Raw genomic sequence first — 17,473 nt, 5'->3', positions numbered from 1 at the left:
GTGCCTGTATATCAACGATCCGCCGCACCGGCGCGCTAGCACCCGTACGGCGGATCCTTGTGTTCCGCTTGCCCCTTCGACGGGGATCCGATCATCGTCGGGGCTGGGCGTCCAGGACCTGCTGGAGGGCTTCGAACTCCTCCACGCACTTGCCGGAGCCGAGTGCGACGGAGTCGAGCGGATCCTCCGCGATGTGGATCGGCATGCCCGTCTCGCGGCGCAGCCGCTCGTCGAGGCCGCGCAGCAGGGCGCCGCCTCCGGTCAGCACGATGCCGCGGTCCATGATGTCGCCGGAGAGTTCCGGCGGGCACTTGTCGAGGGTCGTCTTGACCGCGTCGACGATGGCGTTGACCGGTTCCTCGATGGCCTTGCGCACCTCGGCCGCCGAGATGACCACGGTCTTGGGCAAACCCGAGACGAGGTCGCGACCGCGGATCTCGGTGTGCTCGTCCTTGTCGAGGTCGTACGCCGACCCGATCGTGATCTTGATCTGTTCGGCGGTGCGCTCACCGAGGAGGAGCGAGTACTCCTTCTTGATGTGCTGGATGATCGCGTTGTCCAGCTCGTCACCGGCGACCCGGATGGACTGTGCCGTGACGATTCCGCCGAGGGAGATGACGGCGACCTCCGTGGTGCCGCCGCCGATGTCCACGACCATGTTGCCGGTGGCCTCGTGGACGGGCAGGCCCGAGCCGATGGCGGCGGCCATGGGCTCCTCGATGATGTGCACCTGGCGGGCGCCGGCCTGCGTGGACGCCTCGATGACGGCGCGCCGCTCCACTCCCGTGATGCCGGAGGGCACGCAGACCACCACGCGCGGGCGCGCCAGGTAGCGGCGCTTGTGGATCTTGAGGATGAAGTACCGGAGCATGCGCTCGGTGATCTCGAAGTCGGCGATCACGCCGTCCTTGAGGGGGCGTACGGCGACGATGTTGCCGGGCGTCCGGCCGATCATCTTCTTCGCCTCGGAGCCGACCGCCAGGATGCCACCGGTGTTCGTGTTGATGGCGACCACGGACGGCTCGTTCAGGACGATTCCCCGGCCCCTCACGTACACCAGCGTGTTGGCGGTCCCGAGGTCGATCGCCATGTCACGGCCGATGAACGACATAGTGTTCCCCTTGTTCCCCATGAGGAGCGTCTGGCCTTCCAGTTGATAGCGGCTGCTGTCAGGTCGGCGAGGTGGGTGTGTGGGTGGAGGCCCCATCGTAGTGCCGCAAGTACGGACACCGCGCGACGGGACTCCGGCAATCCCGCCGGAACGGATACCCGCCCCCTTAGTGGTGACGTCGCGTCCTGCCCATGCGTTCCCCGAAGGGCCCGGTAATACCGAAGGGCGACCGAAATTACTTCGGTCGCCCCAGGTCATGAGCGCTATTCGGCTGATGTCTCGTCAGGAAAGAGTAATCAGAGCGCGGGGAAGAACAGCTTCAGTTCCCGCTCCGCGGACTCCTCGGAATCCGACGCGTGGATCAGGTTCTCCCGGGTGATGCTGCCGAAGTCACCCCGGATGGAGCCGGGCGCGGCGGCGATCGGGTCGGTGGGTCCGGCCAGCTGCCGAACACCCTCGATCACGCGTTCCCCTTCGACCACCAGGGCCACGACGGGACCGCTCGACATGAAGCCCATGAGCGGCTCGTAGAAGGGCTTGCCCTTGTGCTCGCCGTAGTGGGTCTCCAGCGTCTGCGCGTCCAGCGTGCGCAGCTCCAGCGCGGGGATGGTCCAGCCGGCCTTGCGCTCGATGCGGCCGACGATCTCGCCGATCAGGCCGCGGCGGACGGCGTCGGGCTTGAGCAGGACGAGCGTGCGCTGGGTCATGGTGGGAACTCCTTGCGGCATACGGGTGCGGTAGGGCGAATCTACAGGGCCGTCACGGTGAACCGTCACGCAGCGTCAGGAGCGGCCGCTTCCGCCTGTTCGGCCCAGCGGGCCTTGATGGCGTCGATCCGCCGGCCGTAGTGCACCGAGCACCACCACAGGCCGGCGAAGACCGCGCCCAGGAAGAACATGGTCGGCACCACGAAACCGCTCGCGATCAGCCCGATCTGGAGCGCCCAGCCGAGCTGTACGGCGCCCGGGCGCGAGAGCATCCCGCACAGCAGCACCGACAGCAGCATCGTCACGCCGCAGACCGTCCACACCTGGGCCTGGGTCAGGTCCGGGTTCTTCATGGCCACCAGGCCCGCGAAGCCGACGATGAAGAACTCACCGATCAGCGTGCTCGCGCAGAGCGTGCGCATCGATCCCTCAGCCTCTCTTGAACAGCAGGCGGGCCTCGCCCACCGTGATCACGGAACCGGTCACCAGGACCCCGGCCCCTCCGTACTCGGCCTCTTCCTCCGCCAGGGTGACGGCGGCCTCCAGGGCGTCGTCGAGCCGCGGCTCGACCTGCACCCGGTCGGGGCCGAAGACCTCGACGGCGACGGCCGCCAGTTCGTCCGCGCCCATCGCCCGGTGGCTGGTGTTCTCCGTGACGACGACCTCCGCGAAGATCGGCTCGAAGGCCTCCAGCACGCCCCTGACGTCCTTGCCCTCGCTCGCCGCCACGACCCCGATGAGCCGGCTGAAGCCGAACGCCTCGGTGACCGCCTCGGCGGTGACCCGCGCGCCCGCCGGGTTGTGCGCGGCGTCCAGCACCACGGTCGGGCTGCGGCGCACGACCTCCATGCGGCCCGGCGAGGTCACCGAGGCGAAGGCCTTCCGCACGGTGTCGCCGTCGAGCTCGCGGGCGTGCTCCCCGCCGATCCCGAAGAACGCCTCGACGGCCGCCAGGGCGACCGCCGCGTTGTGCGCCATGTGGGCGCCGTACAGCGGCAGGAAGATGCCGTCGTACTCGCCGCCCACCCCGCGCAGGGTCAGCATCTGGCCGCCGACCGCCACCTCGCGGGAGACGACGCCGAACTCCATGCCCTCGCGGGCCACCGTCGCGTCGACCTCGACGGCCTTCTTCAGCAGCACCTGCGCCGCGTCGACCGGCTGCTGCGCCAGGATGACGGTCGCGTCCTGCTTGATGATGCCGCCCTTCTCCTGGGCGATCTCACCGGGCGTCGTGCCGAGCCGGTCGGTGTGGTCGAGGCTGATCGGGGTGATCACCGCGACCGTGCCGTCGATGACGTTCGTCGCGTCCCAGCTGCCGCCCATGCCGACCTCGACGACGGCCACGTCCACGGGCGCGTCCGCGAAGGCCGCGTACGCCATGCCCGTGAGCACCTCGAAGAAGGACAGCCGGTACTCCTCGGCGGCGTCCACCATCTCCACGTACGGCTTCACGTCGTGGTACGTCTCGATGAAGCGCTCGGCGCTGATCGGGGCGCCGTCCAGGCTGATCCGCTCGGTGACCGACTGCACGTGCGGGCTGGTGTAGCGGCCCGTGCGCAGCTCGAAGGCGTTCAGCAGGGCCTCGATCATGCGGGCGGTGCTGGTCTTGCCGTTGGTGCCGGTCAGGTGGATCGACGGGTACGCGCGCTGCGGCTCGCCCAGGACGTCCATCAGCGCGGAGATCCGGCTGACGGAGGGCTCCAGCTTGGTCTCGCCCCAGCGGGTCGCCAGCTCCTGCTCCACCTCCAGCAGCGCCTTCGCCACCTCGGGGTCCTCGGGGCGGGACGGCACGGGATCGCCCTGGGGCGCTCCGGCCTGCGCGCGCAGGGTACGGCTGCCGGCCTCGATCACCGCCAGGTCGGGGTCGCGGTCGGACTCCTCCGCGACTATCTGGTCGAACTCGTCGACGGTGTTGTCTCGGTCGGGGCTCTCGGGCTGCTGGTCACTCACGGACCCCAGTCTACGGACGGGGGCCCCGAGGACTTTCGGCCCGGCCGTTTCGGGACCTTCGGCGGGGAACGCGACCGGATCGTTATGCAAGCCTTGCGAGCAGGAGATTGGGGAACAAATGCCGCAGGCCAGCACCAAAAAGACCGCTTCCAGCCGCGACATAGGAATCGACCTGGGGACCGCCAACACCCTCGTCTACGCCCGGGGCCACGGGATCGTCCTCAATGAGCCGTCCGTGGTGGCGGTCAAGGCCGGTACGACCACGGCGCTCGCCGTCGGTACGGAGGCCAAGGAGACCATCGGTCGCACCCCTGGATCCATCACCGCGATCCGCCCCCTGCGGGGCGGGGTGATCTGCGACTACGAGGCGGCCGAGGAGATGATCCGGCACTTCGTGCGCAAGGCCGTCCCCGGCCGGCGACCGCGCACCCGGATGGTGATCTGCGTGCCCTCCGGGGTCACGCCGGTCGAACGGCGGGCCATCGTGAACGCCTCCACCCGGGCCGGCGCGAAGTCCGTCCACCTCATCGAGGAACCGATGGCCGCGGCCATCGGCGCGGGACTACCGGTGGCCGAGGCCCGCGGCTCGATGGTCGTCGACATCGGCGGCGGCACCTCCGAGGTGGCCGTGATCTCGCTGGGCGGCATCGTCACCGCCCAGTCCCTGCGGATCGGCGGTGACCGGCTCGACGCGGCGATCATGGACCACGTGCGCAAGGAGCACTCGCTGCTGATCGGCGAGCGCACCGCCGAGGACGTCAAGGTCGCCATCGGCTCCGCCCGGCCCGTTCCGGACCGGCCCGAACGGGAGACCCTCACCCACACGGTGCGCGGCCGCGAGCGGGTCGGCGGCATGCCCAAGACCCTCGAACTCACCGCCCCCGACGTGCGGGCCGCGCTCGACGAGCCGATCGAGGCCATCATCGCGGCCGTCCGCACCACCTTGGAGGAGTGCCCCCCGGAACTCTCCGGCGACGTCATGGAACACGGCATCGTCCTCACCGGGGGCGGCGCGCTCCTCCCCGGCCTGGACCTGCGCATCGCCGCCGCGACCGGCATCCCCGTCCGCGTCGCGGACGACCCCCTGGACTGCGTGGCCCTCGGCTCCGGCCGCTGCGTCGAGGACCTGGACACCCTGAACGCCCTCCTGGCCCCGGCAAAGGCCTGACCCCGCCGGCCCGTGCGCGCCCCGGCCCGCGGCGTCGGGAACGCGCCGTCAGCAGCGCGGCAGCGTGGCCACCACCAGGTAGGCCTCGTCCGTCCGGGTGGCCGTCAGGGTGCCGCCCAGGCTGCCGACGCGCTCGGACATGCTCGCCGTTCCGGAGCCCGCCGAGACGGGGGCCCGGCCCGGCGTCCGGTCCGGGAGGCCGTTGCTGACGGCGATCCGCAGCAGCGGGCCGTCCGTGGCGATGGACACCTCGATGGTCTCCCCGCGGGCGTGCTTGGACGCGTTCGTCAGGCACTCCTGCACCACCCGGTACACCGCCGCCTGCCGCAGCGGCGACAGCCCGTGCACCTGCGGATCCAGCGTCAGCCGTACGGGCGAGCCCGCCCGGTCGCTCTCCCGCGCCAGCGCGGCGAGCCCCTCCACGCCGGGGGTCGCGTCCCGCTCCCCGCGCTGCACGATGATCTCGTTCAGCACGAGGTGCGCCCGGCGCGCCGTGTCGGCGAGCTCCTCGAAGTCCTTGGCGTACGCCGTCTTGCGCGCCCGCACCGACAGCACCTCGGAGCGCACCGTCAGGAGGGTCAGTTCCCTGCCGACGAAGTCGTGGACGTCCCGGGCGACCGAGGTCCGCTCCTGCTGGACGGCGTTCAGCACCGCCGACTCCGCCCGCCGGGCCTCCAGCTCCCGCACCAGGTCGTGCCGGTAGGCGGCGATGCCCACGGCCGAGGCCAGCACCCCGATCGGCACGACGAGGCTGAGGAAGGAGCTCAGGGTCTGGATCCGCGGCTCGGGCCAGCCCGGAATGCTGAACACCGCGAACGCGAAGGCGACGTAGCCGACGGTGGCCAGGATCCCGGCCCGCCGGCCCCGGTAGCGGCCGACCGAGTACAGCGCGAACTGGATCAGGGTCAGCTCGTGCAGCCAGCCGACGAACAGCAGGGCCGTCGCGTACGCCACCCAGGGCGCCCGGCGCCGCACCAGCAGGCTCGCGCAGCCCACGGCCAGCACGAGGGCGGCCAGCCAACCGTTGAGGGAGTTGTCGGCGGCGGCGAGACCGGGCAGGTCCAGCGCCACCAGGGCCAGGCAACTCAGGGCCGTGAGGACGTCCAGCGCCCGGGGCGAGGCCGCCCAGCACTCGGCCCGTCGGCGGCCCGAGGCGGCGACCCGGTGGTACGCCGCGAGGACGACGGGCTTGACGCGCATGCTCCCCATCATCCGTGGTCGGCGCACCGGGATCGGATCCGGGCGGGGGGCATATGAAGTGATATGCGGCACTCCGGTTACTGCCCGGCAGGGTCGATCGACCCTGCGCACCCGCGACCTTCCGCCCTGGGCGGCCGCCCCGGACCCTCGTAGCGTCGGAGGAATGACCGCCGCGAAGATCACCCCGCAGACCACCGGAAGGGCCTCCCGGAAGATCGACGAGAGCCGGCGCACCGGACTGCTCCTGCTGGTCGGCGGCCTGCTCGGCGCCCTCGCGTCCGGCGTCCTCACGCACGACCGCTTCCGCACCCTGGAGGACCCCCTCTTCACCCCGGGCTGCACCATCAACGCGGTGCTGAGCTGTGGTGACGTGATGAACACCTGGCAGGGCAACCTGCTGGGCTTCCCCAACATGCTCCTCGGCCTCGCCGGCTTCGCCGCGCTCGCCGCCCTCGGCGCGGCCCTCGCCGTCGGGGCCGCGCTCCCCCGCCCGCTCTGGCGCGCCGTATGGGCGGGCACCGCGGCGGGCTTCGCGTTCACGGGGTGGCTGATCGGCCAGTGCCTGTACGTGATCGGCGCGCTCTGCCCGTGGTGCGTGCTCGTCTGGGCCGTGGTGATCCCGCTGTTCTGGTACGTCACGCGGTACCTGTCCCGCCCCGGCTCCCCGATGCGGGCCCTCCCCCACTGGCTGGTCCCGGTGACCTTGTACGCCCTCGTCGCCGTACTCGTCCTCGAACGGTTCGGCACCCGGCTGCTGTGAGGAGCGGGTGCGCGAGGGCCCGGGAACGCGAAGGGCCCCCGTACGGCCGACAGCCGTACGGGGGCCCCTCACCCGTGATTACGCGGCGGGCAGCGCGTCCAGCTGGGCCTGGATCCGGGCGATGTCCGTCTCGGCCTTGGCCAGCCGGCCCTTGATCTTGTCCACGACGTTGTCGGGGGCCTTGGCGATGAACGCCTCGTTCCCGAGCTTCGCCTCGGCCTGCTGCTTCTCCTTCTCGGCGAGGCCGAGGTCCTTGGAGAGGCGCTTGCGCTCGGCGGGCACGTCGATGGTGCCCGACAGGTCGAGCGCGACGGTGGCGCCGGCGACCGGGAGCGTCGCGGTGGCGCTGAACGAGTCGCCCTCCGGCTGGAGACGCAGCAACTGCCGGATGGCGCCCTCGTGCGCGGCGAGCGCGGTACCCGACAGGTCCAGACGGGCCGGCACCTTCTGGCCGTCCTGGAGGCCCTGCTCCTTGCGGAACCGGCGGACCTCGGTCACGACGGCCTGGACGGTCGCGATCTCGGCCTCGGCGGCCTCGTCACGGAAGCCGCTGTCCTTCGGCCAGTCGGCGATGACGAGGGACTCGCCGCCGGTGAGCGTGGTCCACAGCGTCTCGGTGACGAAGGGGACCACCGGGTGCAGCAGGCGCAGCATGACGTCGAGGACCTCGCCCAGGACCCGGCCGGAGACCTTCGCCTGCTCGCCGCCCGCGAAGAACGTCGTCTTCGACAGCTCGACGTACCAGCTGAAGACCTCGTCCCACGCGAAGTGGTAGAGCGAGTCCGACAGCTTCGAGAACTGGTAGTCGTCGTAGAACGCGTCGACCTCGGCCACGGTCTTGTTGAGCCGCGACAGGATCCAGCGGTCGGTCGCCGACATCTCCTCGGGGGCCGGCAGCTCGCCCTCGATGGTGGCGCCGTTCATCAGCGCGAAGCGGGTGGCGTTCCAGATCTTGTTGGCGAAGTTGCGGGAGGCCTGGACCCAGTCCTCGCCGATCGGGACGTCGACACCCGGGTTGGCGCCGCGGGCCAGGGTGAAGCGGACGGCGTCGGAGCCGTACTCGTCCATCCAGTCCAGCGGGTTGACGGCGTTGCCGAAGGACTTCGACATCTTCTTGCCGAACTGGTCGCGGACCATGCCGTGCAGGGCGATGGTGTGGAACGGCGGGGTGCCGTCCATGGCGTACAGGCCGAACATCATCATCCGGGCGACCCAGAAGAAGAGGATGTCGTAGCCGGTGACCAGGACGGAGTTCGGGTAGAACTTCGCGAGGCTCTCGGTCTGCTGCGGCCAGCCGAGCGTGGAGAAGGGCCACAGACCGGAGGAGAACCAGGTGTCCAGGACGTCGGTGTCCTGGTGCCAGCCCTCGCCCGTCGGCGGCTGCTCGTCCGGTCCGACACAGACGATCTCACCGTTCGGGCCGTACCAGACCGGGATGCGGTGACCCCACCACAGCTGGCGCGAGATGCACCAGTCGTGGAGGTTGTCGACCCAGTCGAAGTAGCGCTTCTCCATCTCCTGCGGGTGGATCTTGACCCGGCCGTCGCGGACGGCGTCGCCCGCCGCCTTCGCCAGCGGGGCGACCTTGACCCACCACTGCATCGACAGGCGCGGCTCGATGGTGGTCTTGCAGCGCGAGCAGTGGCCCACGGAGTGGCTGTACGGGCGCTTCTCGGCGACGATCCGGCCCTCGGCGCGCAGCGCGGCGACGATGGCGGAGCGTGCTTCGAGGCGGTCCAGTCCCAGGAACGGGCCGTGGACGGTGATGACGGCGTGCTCGTCCATGACGGCGATGTTCGGCAGGCCGTGGCGCTGGCCGATCTCGAAGTCGTTGGGGTCGTGCGCCGGCGTCACCTTGACGGCGCCGGTACCGAACTCGGGGTCGACGTGCTCGTCGGCGACGATCGGGATGCGGCGGCCGGTGAGCGGCAGCTCGATCTCGGTACCGACGAGGTGCTTGTAGCGCTCGTCCTCGGGGTGGACGGCCACGGCCGTGTCACCGAGCATCGTCTCGGCGCGGGTCGTCGCGACGACGATGGCGTCGTCGCCCTCGCCGTAGCGGATGGAGACGAGCTCGCCGTCGTCGTCCTGGTACTCGACCTCGATGTCGGAGATCGCGGTGAGGCAGCGCGGGCACCAGTTGATGATGCGTTCGGCGCGGTAGATCAGCTCGTCGTCATGGAGCTTCTTGAAGATCGTCTGGACTGCCTCGGACAGGCCGTCGTCCATGGTGAAGCGCTCGCGCGACCAGTCGACGCCGTCGCCGAGGCGACGCATCTGGCCGGAGATCTGACCGCCGGACTCGCCCTTCCACTGCCAGACGCGCTCGACGAACGCCTCACGGCCGAGGTCGTGGCGGGACTTGCCCTCCTTGGCCAGCTCGCGCTCGACGACGTTCTGCGTCGCGATGCCGGCGTGGTCCATGCCGGGCTGCCACAGGGTCTCGAAGCCCTGCATGCGCTTGCGGCGGGTGAGGGCGTCGATCAGCGTGTGCTCGAAGGCGTGACCCAGGTGCAGGCTGCCCGTGACGTTCGGCGGCGGGATGACGACGGTGAACGGGGGCTTCTCGCTCTTCGCGTCCGCCTCGAAGTAACCGCGCTCTACCCAGCGCTCGTAGAGCTTCCCCTCTACCTCGGCCGGCGCGTACTGGGTCGGCAGTTCGGAGGTGGGGGCGCTGGGTGTCTGCGTGTTCTCGGTCACGGGGCACAGGATACGGGGGGTGCCGCCCACGGTACGAATCCGTTTCATGACGGGGCCCTCCGTTGACGCGGCGCACCGCCGGGGGCCGTCCTGCGGTCGCGCGCCGAGGTCCCGGCGGCGTCGTGGTTCGGTAACGCCTGGGACCCCGGCGCCCCGACCGGGGCCGCCTTCCGTCAGGATGTGAGAAACGGATAAGCAGACACCTCACAGGGGGACGCGGGATGAGTTTCAACCAGCCGGGACCATACGGCCAGCAGCCGCAGCAGCCCGGACCGTACGGGCAGCAGCCCCCGCAGCAGCCGAACCCGTACGGGCAGCCCGCCCCTCAGCCCGGCTACGGGTACCCGCAGCAGACCCCGCCGCCGCCCGGCGTCCCCTCGCAGGGTTACGGCCAGCAGCCCCCGGCCTCGACCCCGCCGGGCTACCCCCAGCAGCCCCCGTCGGCGCCCGGCTACCCGCAGCAGCCGCAGCAGCAGCCCGCGTACGGCTACCAGCAGCCCCAGCAGCCTCCGTACGGCGGCGGAATGCCCCCGCAGGAGACCCCGAAGAAGTCCAAGACGGGCCTCATCATCGGCGTGGTCGTGGCGGTGGCCGTGATTGCGGGCGGCGGCTGGTACTTCCTGGGCGGCGGCAGCGGCGGTTCGGTCTCCGACGCCACCAAGGGCTACAAGCTGGTCGCGCCCGAGACGGTGGACGACTTCAAGAAGAGCCCCAAGTACGAGCAGAAGCCGATCACGGACGACGCGCGCAAGGAGGCGGAGGCCGCGGGCATCAAGAACCCGACATCGGTGGGCATGAACTACCAGATCAGCGACCCGAGCAACCCGCTCGTCGCCAAGGGGCTCAACTTCGACGGCTTCTACGGCGAGATCGCCGACCCGGAGAAGACGGTCGACGGGTACTTCAGCGCCTTCAAGCTGAAGAGCACCAAGGAGGGCAAGACGAACGTCGAACTCATCGGCAGCCCCAAGTCGATGAGCCCCAAGGGGTTCGACGGCGCCGTCCTGAAGTGCCAGGACGTCAAGTTCACGAACGCGGACCCGGCCGTCAAGGGCCCCAAGGAAGCCACGCTCCCGCTCTGCATCTGGGGTGACTACAGCACCATGAGCGTGGTCTTCGCCTCGGACTCCGCGGCCGTCCTCACGGGCAAGCCCGGCTACACCCTCGACCAGAACGCCGAGTTCGCGGCGAAGCTCTACAACACCGCCCGCGTCAAGAACTGACACCGGCCGGCCGCACACGCGAGAAGGGGCGCCCCCGCGGGGGCGCCCCTTCTCGTACGTAACCGCCGTACCGCTACGCCGACTTCTCGTGCGGGCCCTGGTCCTTCGGGACGATGCGCGGCACCAGCGTCGGGTTGACGTTGGAGCGGACCACGTCCGAGGTGATGACCACGCGGGCCACGTCCTTGCGAGACGGGACCTCGTACATCACCGACATCAGGACCTCTTCCATGATGGCGCGCAGGCCGCGCGCGCCCGTCTGGCGGAGGATCGCCTGGTCGGCGATGGCCTCGAGGGCCTCGCGCTCGAAGTCCAGCTCGACACCGTCGAGTTCGAACAGCCGCTGGTACTGCTTGACCAGCGCGTTGCGCGGCTCGACGAGGATCTGCAACAGCGCCTCGCGGTCCAGGTTGTGCACGGAGGTCAACACGGGCAGACGGCCGATGAACTCGGGAATCATCCCGAACTTCACCAGGTCCTCCGGCATGACCTCGTGGAACTGGTCGCTGGCCTCGATCTCGCGCTTGGAGCGGATCGTCGCCCCGAAGCCGATGCCCTTGGCGCCCGCACGCGACTCGATGATCTTCTCCAGGCCGGCGAAGGCGCCGCCCACGATGAAGAGCACGTTCGTCGTGTCGATCTGGATGAACTCCTGGTGCGGGTGCTTGCGTCCGCCCTGCGGCGGCACCGAGGCCGTCGTGCCCTCCAGGATCTTCAGCAGGGCCTGCTGCACGCCCTCGCCGCTGACATCACGCGTGATCGACGGGTTCTCGCTCTTGCGGGCGACCTTGTCGATCTCGTCGATGTAGATGATCCCGGTCTCGGCCTTCTTGACGTCGTAGTCCGCCGCCTGGATCAGCTTCAGCAGGATGTTCTCGACGTCCTCGCCGACGTACCCGGCCTCCGTCAGCGCGGTCGCGTCGGCGATGGCGAACGGAACGTTCAGCATGCGCGCGAGGGTCTGCGCGAGGAGGGTCTTGCCGGAGCCCGTGGGGCCCAGCAGCAGGATGTTGGACTTCGCGAGTTCGATCGCGTCGTCACGGCCCTGCGCGCCACCGTTCTCGCCGGCCTGGACCCGCTTGTAGTGGTTGTAGACCGCTACGGAGAGCGCCTTCTTCGCCGGCTCCTGGCCGACGACGTAGCTCTCCAGGAACTCGTAGATCTCACGGGGCTTGGGGAGTTCCTCCCACCGGACCTCGGAAGTCTCCGCGAGCTCCTCTTCGATGATCTCGTTGCAGAGGTCGATGCACTCGTCGCAGATGTACACACCGGGTCCTGCGATGAGCTTCTTCACCTGCTTCTGGCTCTTTCCGCAGAACGAGCACTTGAGCAGGTCGCCGCCGTCACCGATGCGTGCCACGAGGTGCTTCCCCTTCGCCTGGGAGACGCCTGGTTCAGCGCTCCTGGTGCCTCATATCCGACGGTACCTTGCCGGGGGCCCCGTGCGGGGCCCCCTTGACGTGGTTCACATCGCCGAACGACGACACGCCCACGCCAATTGGCGGCAAGGATCAGACCGCGCTGCTCTTACGGGTGGAGACGATCTGGTCGATCAGGCCGTACGCGAGAGCGTCCTCGGCCGTCAGGATCTTGTCGCGCTCGATGTCCTCGCGGATCTTCTCCAGCGGGGTCGTCGAGTGCTTGGCCAGCATGGACTCCAGCTGGTCACGCATGCGCAGGATCTCGTTGGCCGCGATCTCCAGGTCGGAGAGCTGCTCGCGACCGGTGCCGCCCGAGGGCTGGTGGATCAGCACGCGGGCGTTCGGCAGCGCCATGCGCTTGCCGGGGGTGCCGGCGGCGAGCAGGACCGCGGCGGCGGAGGCCGCCTGGCCCATGCAGACCGTCTGGATGTCCGGCTTCACGAACTGCATCGTGTCGTAGATCGCCGTCAGCGCGGTGAAGGAGCCACCGGGGCTGTTGATGTAGATGGAGATGTCGCGGTCCGGGTCCATCGACTCCAGGCACAGCAGCTGCGCCATGACGTCGTTCGCGGACGCGTCGTCGATCTGCACGCCGAGGAAGATCACGCGCTCCTCGAAGAGCTTCGCGTACGGGTCGTACTCGCGCACGCCCTGCGAGGTGCGCTCGACGAAGCGCGGGATGACGTAGCGGTTGTCCACCTGCGGGCCGTTGTGGAGGCCGCTCGCGGGAGAGAGGTTGTTCATGTACATCTGGGTGTTCACCATCCTGGTGGCGTTCTGCGGGCTGAGGCTTGCCTGGAACGGGCGGGCGTACGGAGGTCCGTGCGCGGGACCGGGATCAGGCCCCGGTGCCGCCGCCGCCCGGGACCAGGGACGCCGCGGAGATGATCTCGTCGATCAGGCCGTACGCCTTGGCCTCCTCGGCCGTGAACCAACGGTCGCGGTCACCGTCACGGATGATCGCTTCCACGGTCTGGCCCGAGTGGAGCGCGGTGATCTCAGCCATGCGCTGCTTCGTGCGCAGCAGGTACTGGGCCTGGATCTTGATGTCCGAGGCCGTGCCGCCGATGCCGGCGGAGCCCTGGTGCATCAGGATGTCGGTGTTCGGCAGCGAGAAGCGCTTGCCTGCGGTGCCGCCGGTGAGCAGGAACTGGCCCATCGAGGCCGCCATGCCCATACCGATGGTGACGACGTCGTTCGGGATGTACTGCATGGTGTCGTAGACGGCCATGCCGGCCGTCACCGAGCCACCGGGGCTGTTGATGTACAGGTAGATGTCCTTCTCCGGCTCGGCGGCCAGGAGGAGGAGCTGCGCCGTGATCTTGTTCGCGATGTCGTCGTCGACCTGCTGCCCGAGGAAGATGATGCGCTCGCCGAGCAGCCGGTTGTAGACATGGTCGCCGAGGCCGCCACCGATGGACGGCTCACCCGCGGCGTAAGGCTTCAGATTCGTCACGTATCCACCTGCTCGTCTCCGACGGCCATGTGCCGTCTCAGCGTCTCGTTCTGGGGCGCGGACCTACCGGTGGGGCGATGCCCTCCGGCTTCGGGTACTCCCGTGCCCTCGTATTCATGGACCCTAACGCGCAGGTAGGACAACGCCATCCCGCTTCCCGAACTGTTCGCTCGGAGCGCAAGGTCCGGGCCCCTCGCGCCGGGTGTGCGGAAGGGCCCGGACGCGGCTGCGTCCGGGCCCTTCACGGCACTGCTCAATGGGCTTCGCCCGAGGTGTTACTTGGCCTCGTCGGCCGCCGGCTCGGCGTCGGCGTTGCCCTCGGCGTCGGCCGCGGCCTCGACGGCCTCGGTCTCGTCCTCGTCGTCGGAGAGGTCGATGACCTCACCGTTGGTGTCGGTGACCTTGGCCTTCTCGACGACGACCGCGAGGGCCTTGCCGCGAGCGACCTCGCCGACCAGCATCGGGACCTGGCCGCCTTCGACGACCGCCTGGGCGAACTGGTCGGGCGACATGCCGGAGGACTGCGCGCGCCGCATGAGGTGCTCGGTGAGCTCCTCCTGGTTGACGCCCAGCTTCTCCTTGTTGACCAGGGCGTCCAGCAGGAACTGGGTCTTGATGCCCTTGACGGCCTGCTCGGTGGTCTCGGCGTCGAACTCCTCGACCGTCTTGCCCTGGAACTCCAGGTACTTCTCGATGGTCAGACCCATCTGGCCGAGCTGGTGGTGCTCCAGGTTGTGCTTGCGGGTCTGGACCTCGTCCGCGAGCAGCTTCTCGGGGACCGGGATCTCCGCGAGCTCGAGGAACTTCTCCAGCACGCGCTCCTGGGCCTGGGTGGCCTGGTCGTACTGCTTGGTGTCCTCGAGGCGCTTGCGGCTGTCGGCCTTGAGCTCGTCGAGGGTGTCGAACTCGCTCGCCATCTGGGCGAACTCGTCGTCCAGCTCCGGCAGCTCGCGGGCGGAGACCTTGGTGACCTTGACGGTGACCTCGGCGTCCTTGCCCTCGGCGGAGCCGCCCTTCAGCTGGGAGGTGAAGGTGGCCTCGCCACCGGCCTCCAGGCCCTTGACGGCCTCGTCGATGCCGTCGAGAAGCTCGCCCGAGCCGATGGTGTAGGAAACGTCGCTCGCGACGCCGTCCTCCAGCACCTCACCGTCGACCTTGGCCTCGAGGTCGATCGTGACGACGTCGCCGTCCTGGGCGGCGCGCTCGACGTCCTTGGTGGACGCGAAACGGCCGCGCAGCTGCTCGACCGCCTTCTCGACGTCCTCGTCGGACACCTCGACGGCGTCGACCTCGACCTCGATGCCGGAGTAGTCCGGGATCTCGATCTCGGGGCGGACGTCCACCTCGGCGGTGAAGGACAGCAGCTCGCCGTCCTTCAGCTCCTTGATGTCGACCTCGGGCTGGCCCAGCGGGTTCAGGTCGGCCTCGTTGACCGCCTCGGTGTAGAACTTCGGGAGGGCGTCGTTGACGGCCTCCTCCAGCACCGCACCGCGGCCGAAGCGCTGGTCGATGACGCGGGCCGGGATCTTGCCCTTGCGGAAGCCCTTCACCGTGACCTGCTGGTTGATCTTCTTGTAGGCCGCGTCGAGGCTGTCCTTGAGCTCCTCGAAGGGCACCTCAACAGTGAGCCGAACCCGAGTCGGGTTCAGGGTCTCCACGGCGCTCTTCACGGTTCGGTCTCCTTGTGGCTGACTGCTGGGGGTTCTGCCGTCACGCTGTGATTCAGCGGTTCAGCGGATTCGGCCCGGCATCAGACACACGGGCACGCAGCTTGCATAGTAACCGCAAGCGGCAATCAGCCCACAACGCGATCATCAGCGCGATCTTGGTGGAGGCAGTACTCGTGGTCGGGGTGGCCGGATTCGAACCGACGACCTTCCGCTCCCAAAGCGGACGCGCTACCAAGCTGCGCCACACCCCGTCGGTGCGACACGTAGGGTACATGCCCGGAGACCCTCCGACACGCGCGTTTCCCCTGCGGGCGGTCGCGCGCGCGACGCGGGGCTCGTGAGCCGGCGCGCAAAGCGGTGTGCAATCCCCCGATGGAACCCGCTAGGATGCTGTCCGTGCCGCGGTCCCCGGACCTGCGGCGCACGTCTTGCGGGTGTAGCTCAATGGTAGAGCACTAGTCTTCCAAACTAGCTACGCGGGTTCGATTCCCGTCACCCGCTCTGAAGCGAAAAGGGCCAGGTCGGAGGACACCTCCTCGACCTGGCCCTTCGCCGTTCCCGGGGGCGCCGTTCGGCTCCGCGCCCCCTGCGTGCCCCTTCCGTTGTGGATCTTCCTTCGTGCCCCGCACGCCCTTCTCCTTGTTCCTGCGGCTCTTCTTCACGAGCACGCTCAGGGCGTCGGCGATCAGCCGGTCCCGATCGGCGCTGGCGTGTTGGTAGATCAGCGCAGCACGGGCGGTGCTGTGGCCCATGCGCGTCATCAGCTCCCGCGTACTGGCGCCCGTTGACGCGGCGAGCGTATTGCCCGTGTGCCGAAGGTCATGGAAGTGAAGCCCCTTGATCCCCGCTTCTCGACACGCCTTGTGCCACAGCAGGTTGAAGTGATTCCGGCGCGGCGTCGCCCCCTTGGCCCCGATGAAGACGCGGCCGTCGACGCCGGCCTCGGCGTCCCCCTTCAGGTGCTCGTGGAGGCCGGGAGGATCACGCCGGGAATGGAGACCGTCCTCTTTCCCGCGGCACTCTTCGGCGCTTTGATCTCCCGCTGTCCATTGCTCAACTCGGCGACGGACCGGCGGACCCGCACGGTCCGGTGCTTAAGGTCCACGTCCCGCCGACTGAGCCCGATCAGCTCGCCCCAGCGCAGCCCGAGGAATCCGGCCAGGAGTACAAGAGCCCGGTAGCGGGGCTGAATCGCCTCGGCCAGCGCATAGACCTCTTTGACCGTCGCGGTCGGCCGCTCCGGGGTGTGCACGGAGCTGGCGCCCTTGACCTGGCAGGGGTTCCGCCGGATCAGCTCGTCCGACAGCGCCGTCCCCAGAATGGCCCGGAGCAGGGCGTAGGACTTGGCGACCGTGGTCGGGCCGGTGCCGGCGGCGAGCTTGTCGGCACGCCAGCTTAGGACGAGGGGGCACACCACCCGCGGCATCGTCGCCCTGGCCTTCCGCTGCAAGCCCGCCGGCGGGGCCGCGCTCACGTCGGAGGAATCGACCGCGGTTGCCTGGCTCACTCCGCAGGAGGTGTCCGAGCAGATGTCCGAGGTCTTCGCGATCCTCCTCCTCGACGCCTTGGACCAGGGCGGGCCCCCATCTCCGCAGCCACGACGGCCAGCACTTGGTCCAAGCGCGCTGACCATGCCGATCAAACCGCGACCCACAGTGGGCTACGGTCCTGCCATGGAGGATCCCTTTCCTGAGATCGAGTCCGTCGAGGAGTTCATACGCCTGAGCCGGAGTGAGGATCCTGCGGAGCGCGACCGCGCGGCACGGGCTGCTATGCCACTGACGTTGTGGTGGCAGCTTGTCCGGGAGCATTCAGAGATGCGCTTCTGGGCAGCCCACAACCGCACGTGCCCGCCGGAGATCATGACTGAGCTGAGCAAGGACGCGGACTGGCGGGTACGGCAGCGCGTACTGGGCAAGCGTTCCTGTCCACCAGAACTCATGGAGCAGTTGGCGGACGATCCTCACGACGCAGTCCGTAACACCGTTGTCACGCACCCACGTTCGCCACGGTCTGCAGTCGCTCGGCTCGTCGATGATCCCTGGCAGACAGTCGCAGAAACGGCACGCGCCCGCCTGGCCAACTGGCCTGCCCAATAACCCACCGG

At 69.2% G+C, this 17,473-nt stretch carries 15 protein-coding genes, 2 tRNA genes and 1 pseudogene; 5 read left to right on the top strand and 13 right to left on the bottom strand.

What is annotated here, in order from left to right; genetic code table 11:
* Nucleotides 1-91: 91 nt before the first annotated feature.
* From ACFY0I_RS14800 to ACFY0I_RS14785, 4 genes are all read right to left on the bottom strand, one after another.
* Nucleotides 92-1,111 carry a rod shape-determining protein gene (locus tag ACFY0I_RS14800; RefSeq protein WP_008738981.1) on the bottom strand — a complete coding sequence of 340 codons (1,020 nt, stop codon included), beginning with the start codon at nt 1,109-1,111 and terminating at the stop codon, nt 92-94.
* A gap of 296 nt (nt 1,112-1,407) precedes the next feature.
* A complete protein-coding gene (gene ndk / locus ACFY0I_RS14795) occupies nt 1,408-1,818 on the bottom strand; it encodes a nucleoside-diphosphate kinase (protein WP_388894689.1) in 411 nt (136 codons plus the stop codon).
* A 65-nt stretch (nt 1,819-1,883) separates the two neighbouring features.
* Nucleotides 1,884-2,240, bottom strand: coding sequence for a DUF4233 domain-containing protein (locus ACFY0I_RS14790; protein WP_388894686.1), 357 nt, complete (start codon nt 2,238-2,240; stop codon nt 1,884-1,886).
* Between the two features lie 7 nt (nt 2,241-2,247).
* Nucleotides 2,248-3,768, bottom strand: a complete 1,521-nt coding sequence (locus ACFY0I_RS14785) for a bifunctional folylpolyglutamate synthase/dihydrofolate synthase (protein WP_388894683.1) — start codon at nt 3,766-3,768, stop codon at nt 2,248-2,250.
* A 118-nt stretch (nt 3,769-3,886) separates the two neighbouring features.
* Here ACFY0I_RS14785 and ACFY0I_RS14780 point away from each other — a divergent pair, with 118 nt between their 5' ends.
* Complete coding sequence (locus tag ACFY0I_RS14780) at nt 3,887-4,936, top strand: rod shape-determining protein (RefSeq protein ID WP_388894679.1); 1,050 nt, start codon at nt 3,887-3,889, stop codon at nt 4,934-4,936.
* 48 nt (nt 4,937-4,984) lie between these two features.
* Here ACFY0I_RS14780 and ACFY0I_RS14775 read toward each other — a convergent pair whose 3' ends face one another.
* Nucleotides 4,985-6,136 (bottom strand): sensor histidine kinase, encoded by a 1,152-nt coding sequence (locus ACFY0I_RS14775; RefSeq protein ID WP_388894676.1) that lies wholly within the window; start codon nt 6,134-6,136, stop codon nt 4,985-4,987.
* A gap of 163 nt (nt 6,137-6,299) precedes the next feature.
* On the opposite strand from ACFY0I_RS14775, the gene ACFY0I_RS14770 reads away from it, so the two are divergent.
* Entirely contained in the window at nt 6,300-6,896 is a 597-nt protein-coding gene (locus ACFY0I_RS14770; protein ID WP_388894674.1) for a vitamin K epoxide reductase family protein, read from the top strand.
* 78 nt (nt 6,897-6,974) lie between these two features.
* On the opposite strand, the gene ACFY0I_RS14765 is transcribed toward ACFY0I_RS14770, so the two are convergent.
* The gene (locus tag ACFY0I_RS14765; protein ID WP_388894671.1) at nt 6,975-9,596 is read right to left on the bottom strand and encodes a valine--tRNA ligase; all 2,622 of its coding nucleotides are present in this window, start codon (nt 9,594-9,596) and stop codon (nt 6,975-6,977) included.
* A gap of 221 nt (nt 9,597-9,817) precedes the next feature.
* Here ACFY0I_RS14765 and ACFY0I_RS14760 point away from each other — a divergent pair, with 221 nt between their 5' ends.
* On the top strand, nt 9,818-10,819 hold the full coding sequence (locus ACFY0I_RS14760; protein WP_388894668.1) for a hypothetical protein: 1,002 nt from the start codon (nt 9,818-9,820) through the stop codon (nt 10,817-10,819).
* A gap of 73 nt (nt 10,820-10,892) precedes the next feature.
* Here the strand turns inward: ACFY0I_RS14760 and clpX are convergent, their stop codons facing one another.
* From clpX to ACFY0I_RS14735, 5 genes are all read right to left on the bottom strand, one after another.
* Nucleotides 10,893-12,179 carry an ATP-dependent Clp protease ATP-binding subunit ClpX gene (clpX, locus tag ACFY0I_RS14755; protein WP_281211021.1) on the bottom strand — a complete coding sequence of 429 codons (1,287 nt, stop codon included), beginning with the start codon at nt 12,177-12,179 and terminating at the stop codon, nt 10,893-10,895.
* Between the two features lie 151 nt (nt 12,180-12,330).
* Nucleotides 12,331-13,005, bottom strand: a complete 675-nt coding sequence (locus ACFY0I_RS14750; RefSeq protein WP_281211022.1) for an ATP-dependent Clp protease proteolytic subunit — start codon at nt 13,003-13,005, stop codon at nt 12,331-12,333.
* Between the two features lie 73 nt (nt 13,006-13,078).
* Nucleotides 13,079-13,696 (bottom strand): ATP-dependent Clp protease proteolytic subunit, encoded by a 618-nt coding sequence (locus ACFY0I_RS14745; RefSeq protein ID WP_266577310.1) that lies wholly within the window; start codon nt 13,694-13,696, stop codon nt 13,079-13,081.
* A gap of 275 nt (nt 13,697-13,971) precedes the next feature.
* A complete protein-coding gene (tig, locus tag ACFY0I_RS14740; protein ID WP_388894663.1) occupies nt 13,972-15,366 on the bottom strand; it encodes a trigger factor in 1,395 nt (464 codons plus the stop codon).
* Between the two features lie 174 nt (nt 15,367-15,540).
* A tRNA-Pro gene (locus tag ACFY0I_RS14735) sits at nt 15,541-15,617 on the bottom strand.
* 179 nt (nt 15,618-15,796) lie between these two features.
* On the opposite strand from ACFY0I_RS14735, the gene ACFY0I_RS14730 reads away from it, so the two are divergent.
* Nucleotides 15,797-15,867, top strand: a tRNA-Gly gene (locus ACFY0I_RS14730).
* Here ACFY0I_RS14730 and ACFY0I_RS14725 read toward each other — a convergent pair.
* Entirely contained in the window at nt 15,822-16,283 is a 462-nt protein-coding gene (locus ACFY0I_RS14725) for a tyrosine-type recombinase/integrase (RefSeq protein ID WP_388895323.1), read from the bottom strand. The two genes, ACFY0I_RS14730 and ACFY0I_RS14725, sit on opposite strands and share 46 nt — an antisense overlap.
* A gap of 38 nt (nt 16,284-16,321) precedes the next feature.
* A complete protein-coding gene (locus tag ACFY0I_RS14720; protein ID WP_388895374.1) occupies nt 16,322-16,873 on the bottom strand; it encodes a hypothetical protein in 552 nt (183 codons plus the stop codon).
* On the opposite strand from ACFY0I_RS14720, the pseudogene ACFY0I_RS14715 reads away from it, so the two are divergent.
* Nucleotides 16,776-16,995, top strand: a pseudogene (locus ACFY0I_RS14715) (NUDIX hydrolase); the annotation flags it as partial. The gene ACFY0I_RS14720 and the pseudogene ACFY0I_RS14715 overlap by 98 nt on opposite strands.
* Between the last annotated feature and the right edge of the window lie 478 nt (nt 16,996-17,473).

This window comes from Streptomyces sp. NPDC001568 (assembly GCF_042893755.1).
Taxonomy (GTDB): Bacteria; Actinomycetota; Actinomycetes; order Streptomycetales; family Streptomycetaceae; genus Streptomyces.
The sequence above is the reverse complement of the archived record's forward strand: the minus strand, read 5'-3'. Positions and strand labels throughout refer to the sequence as shown.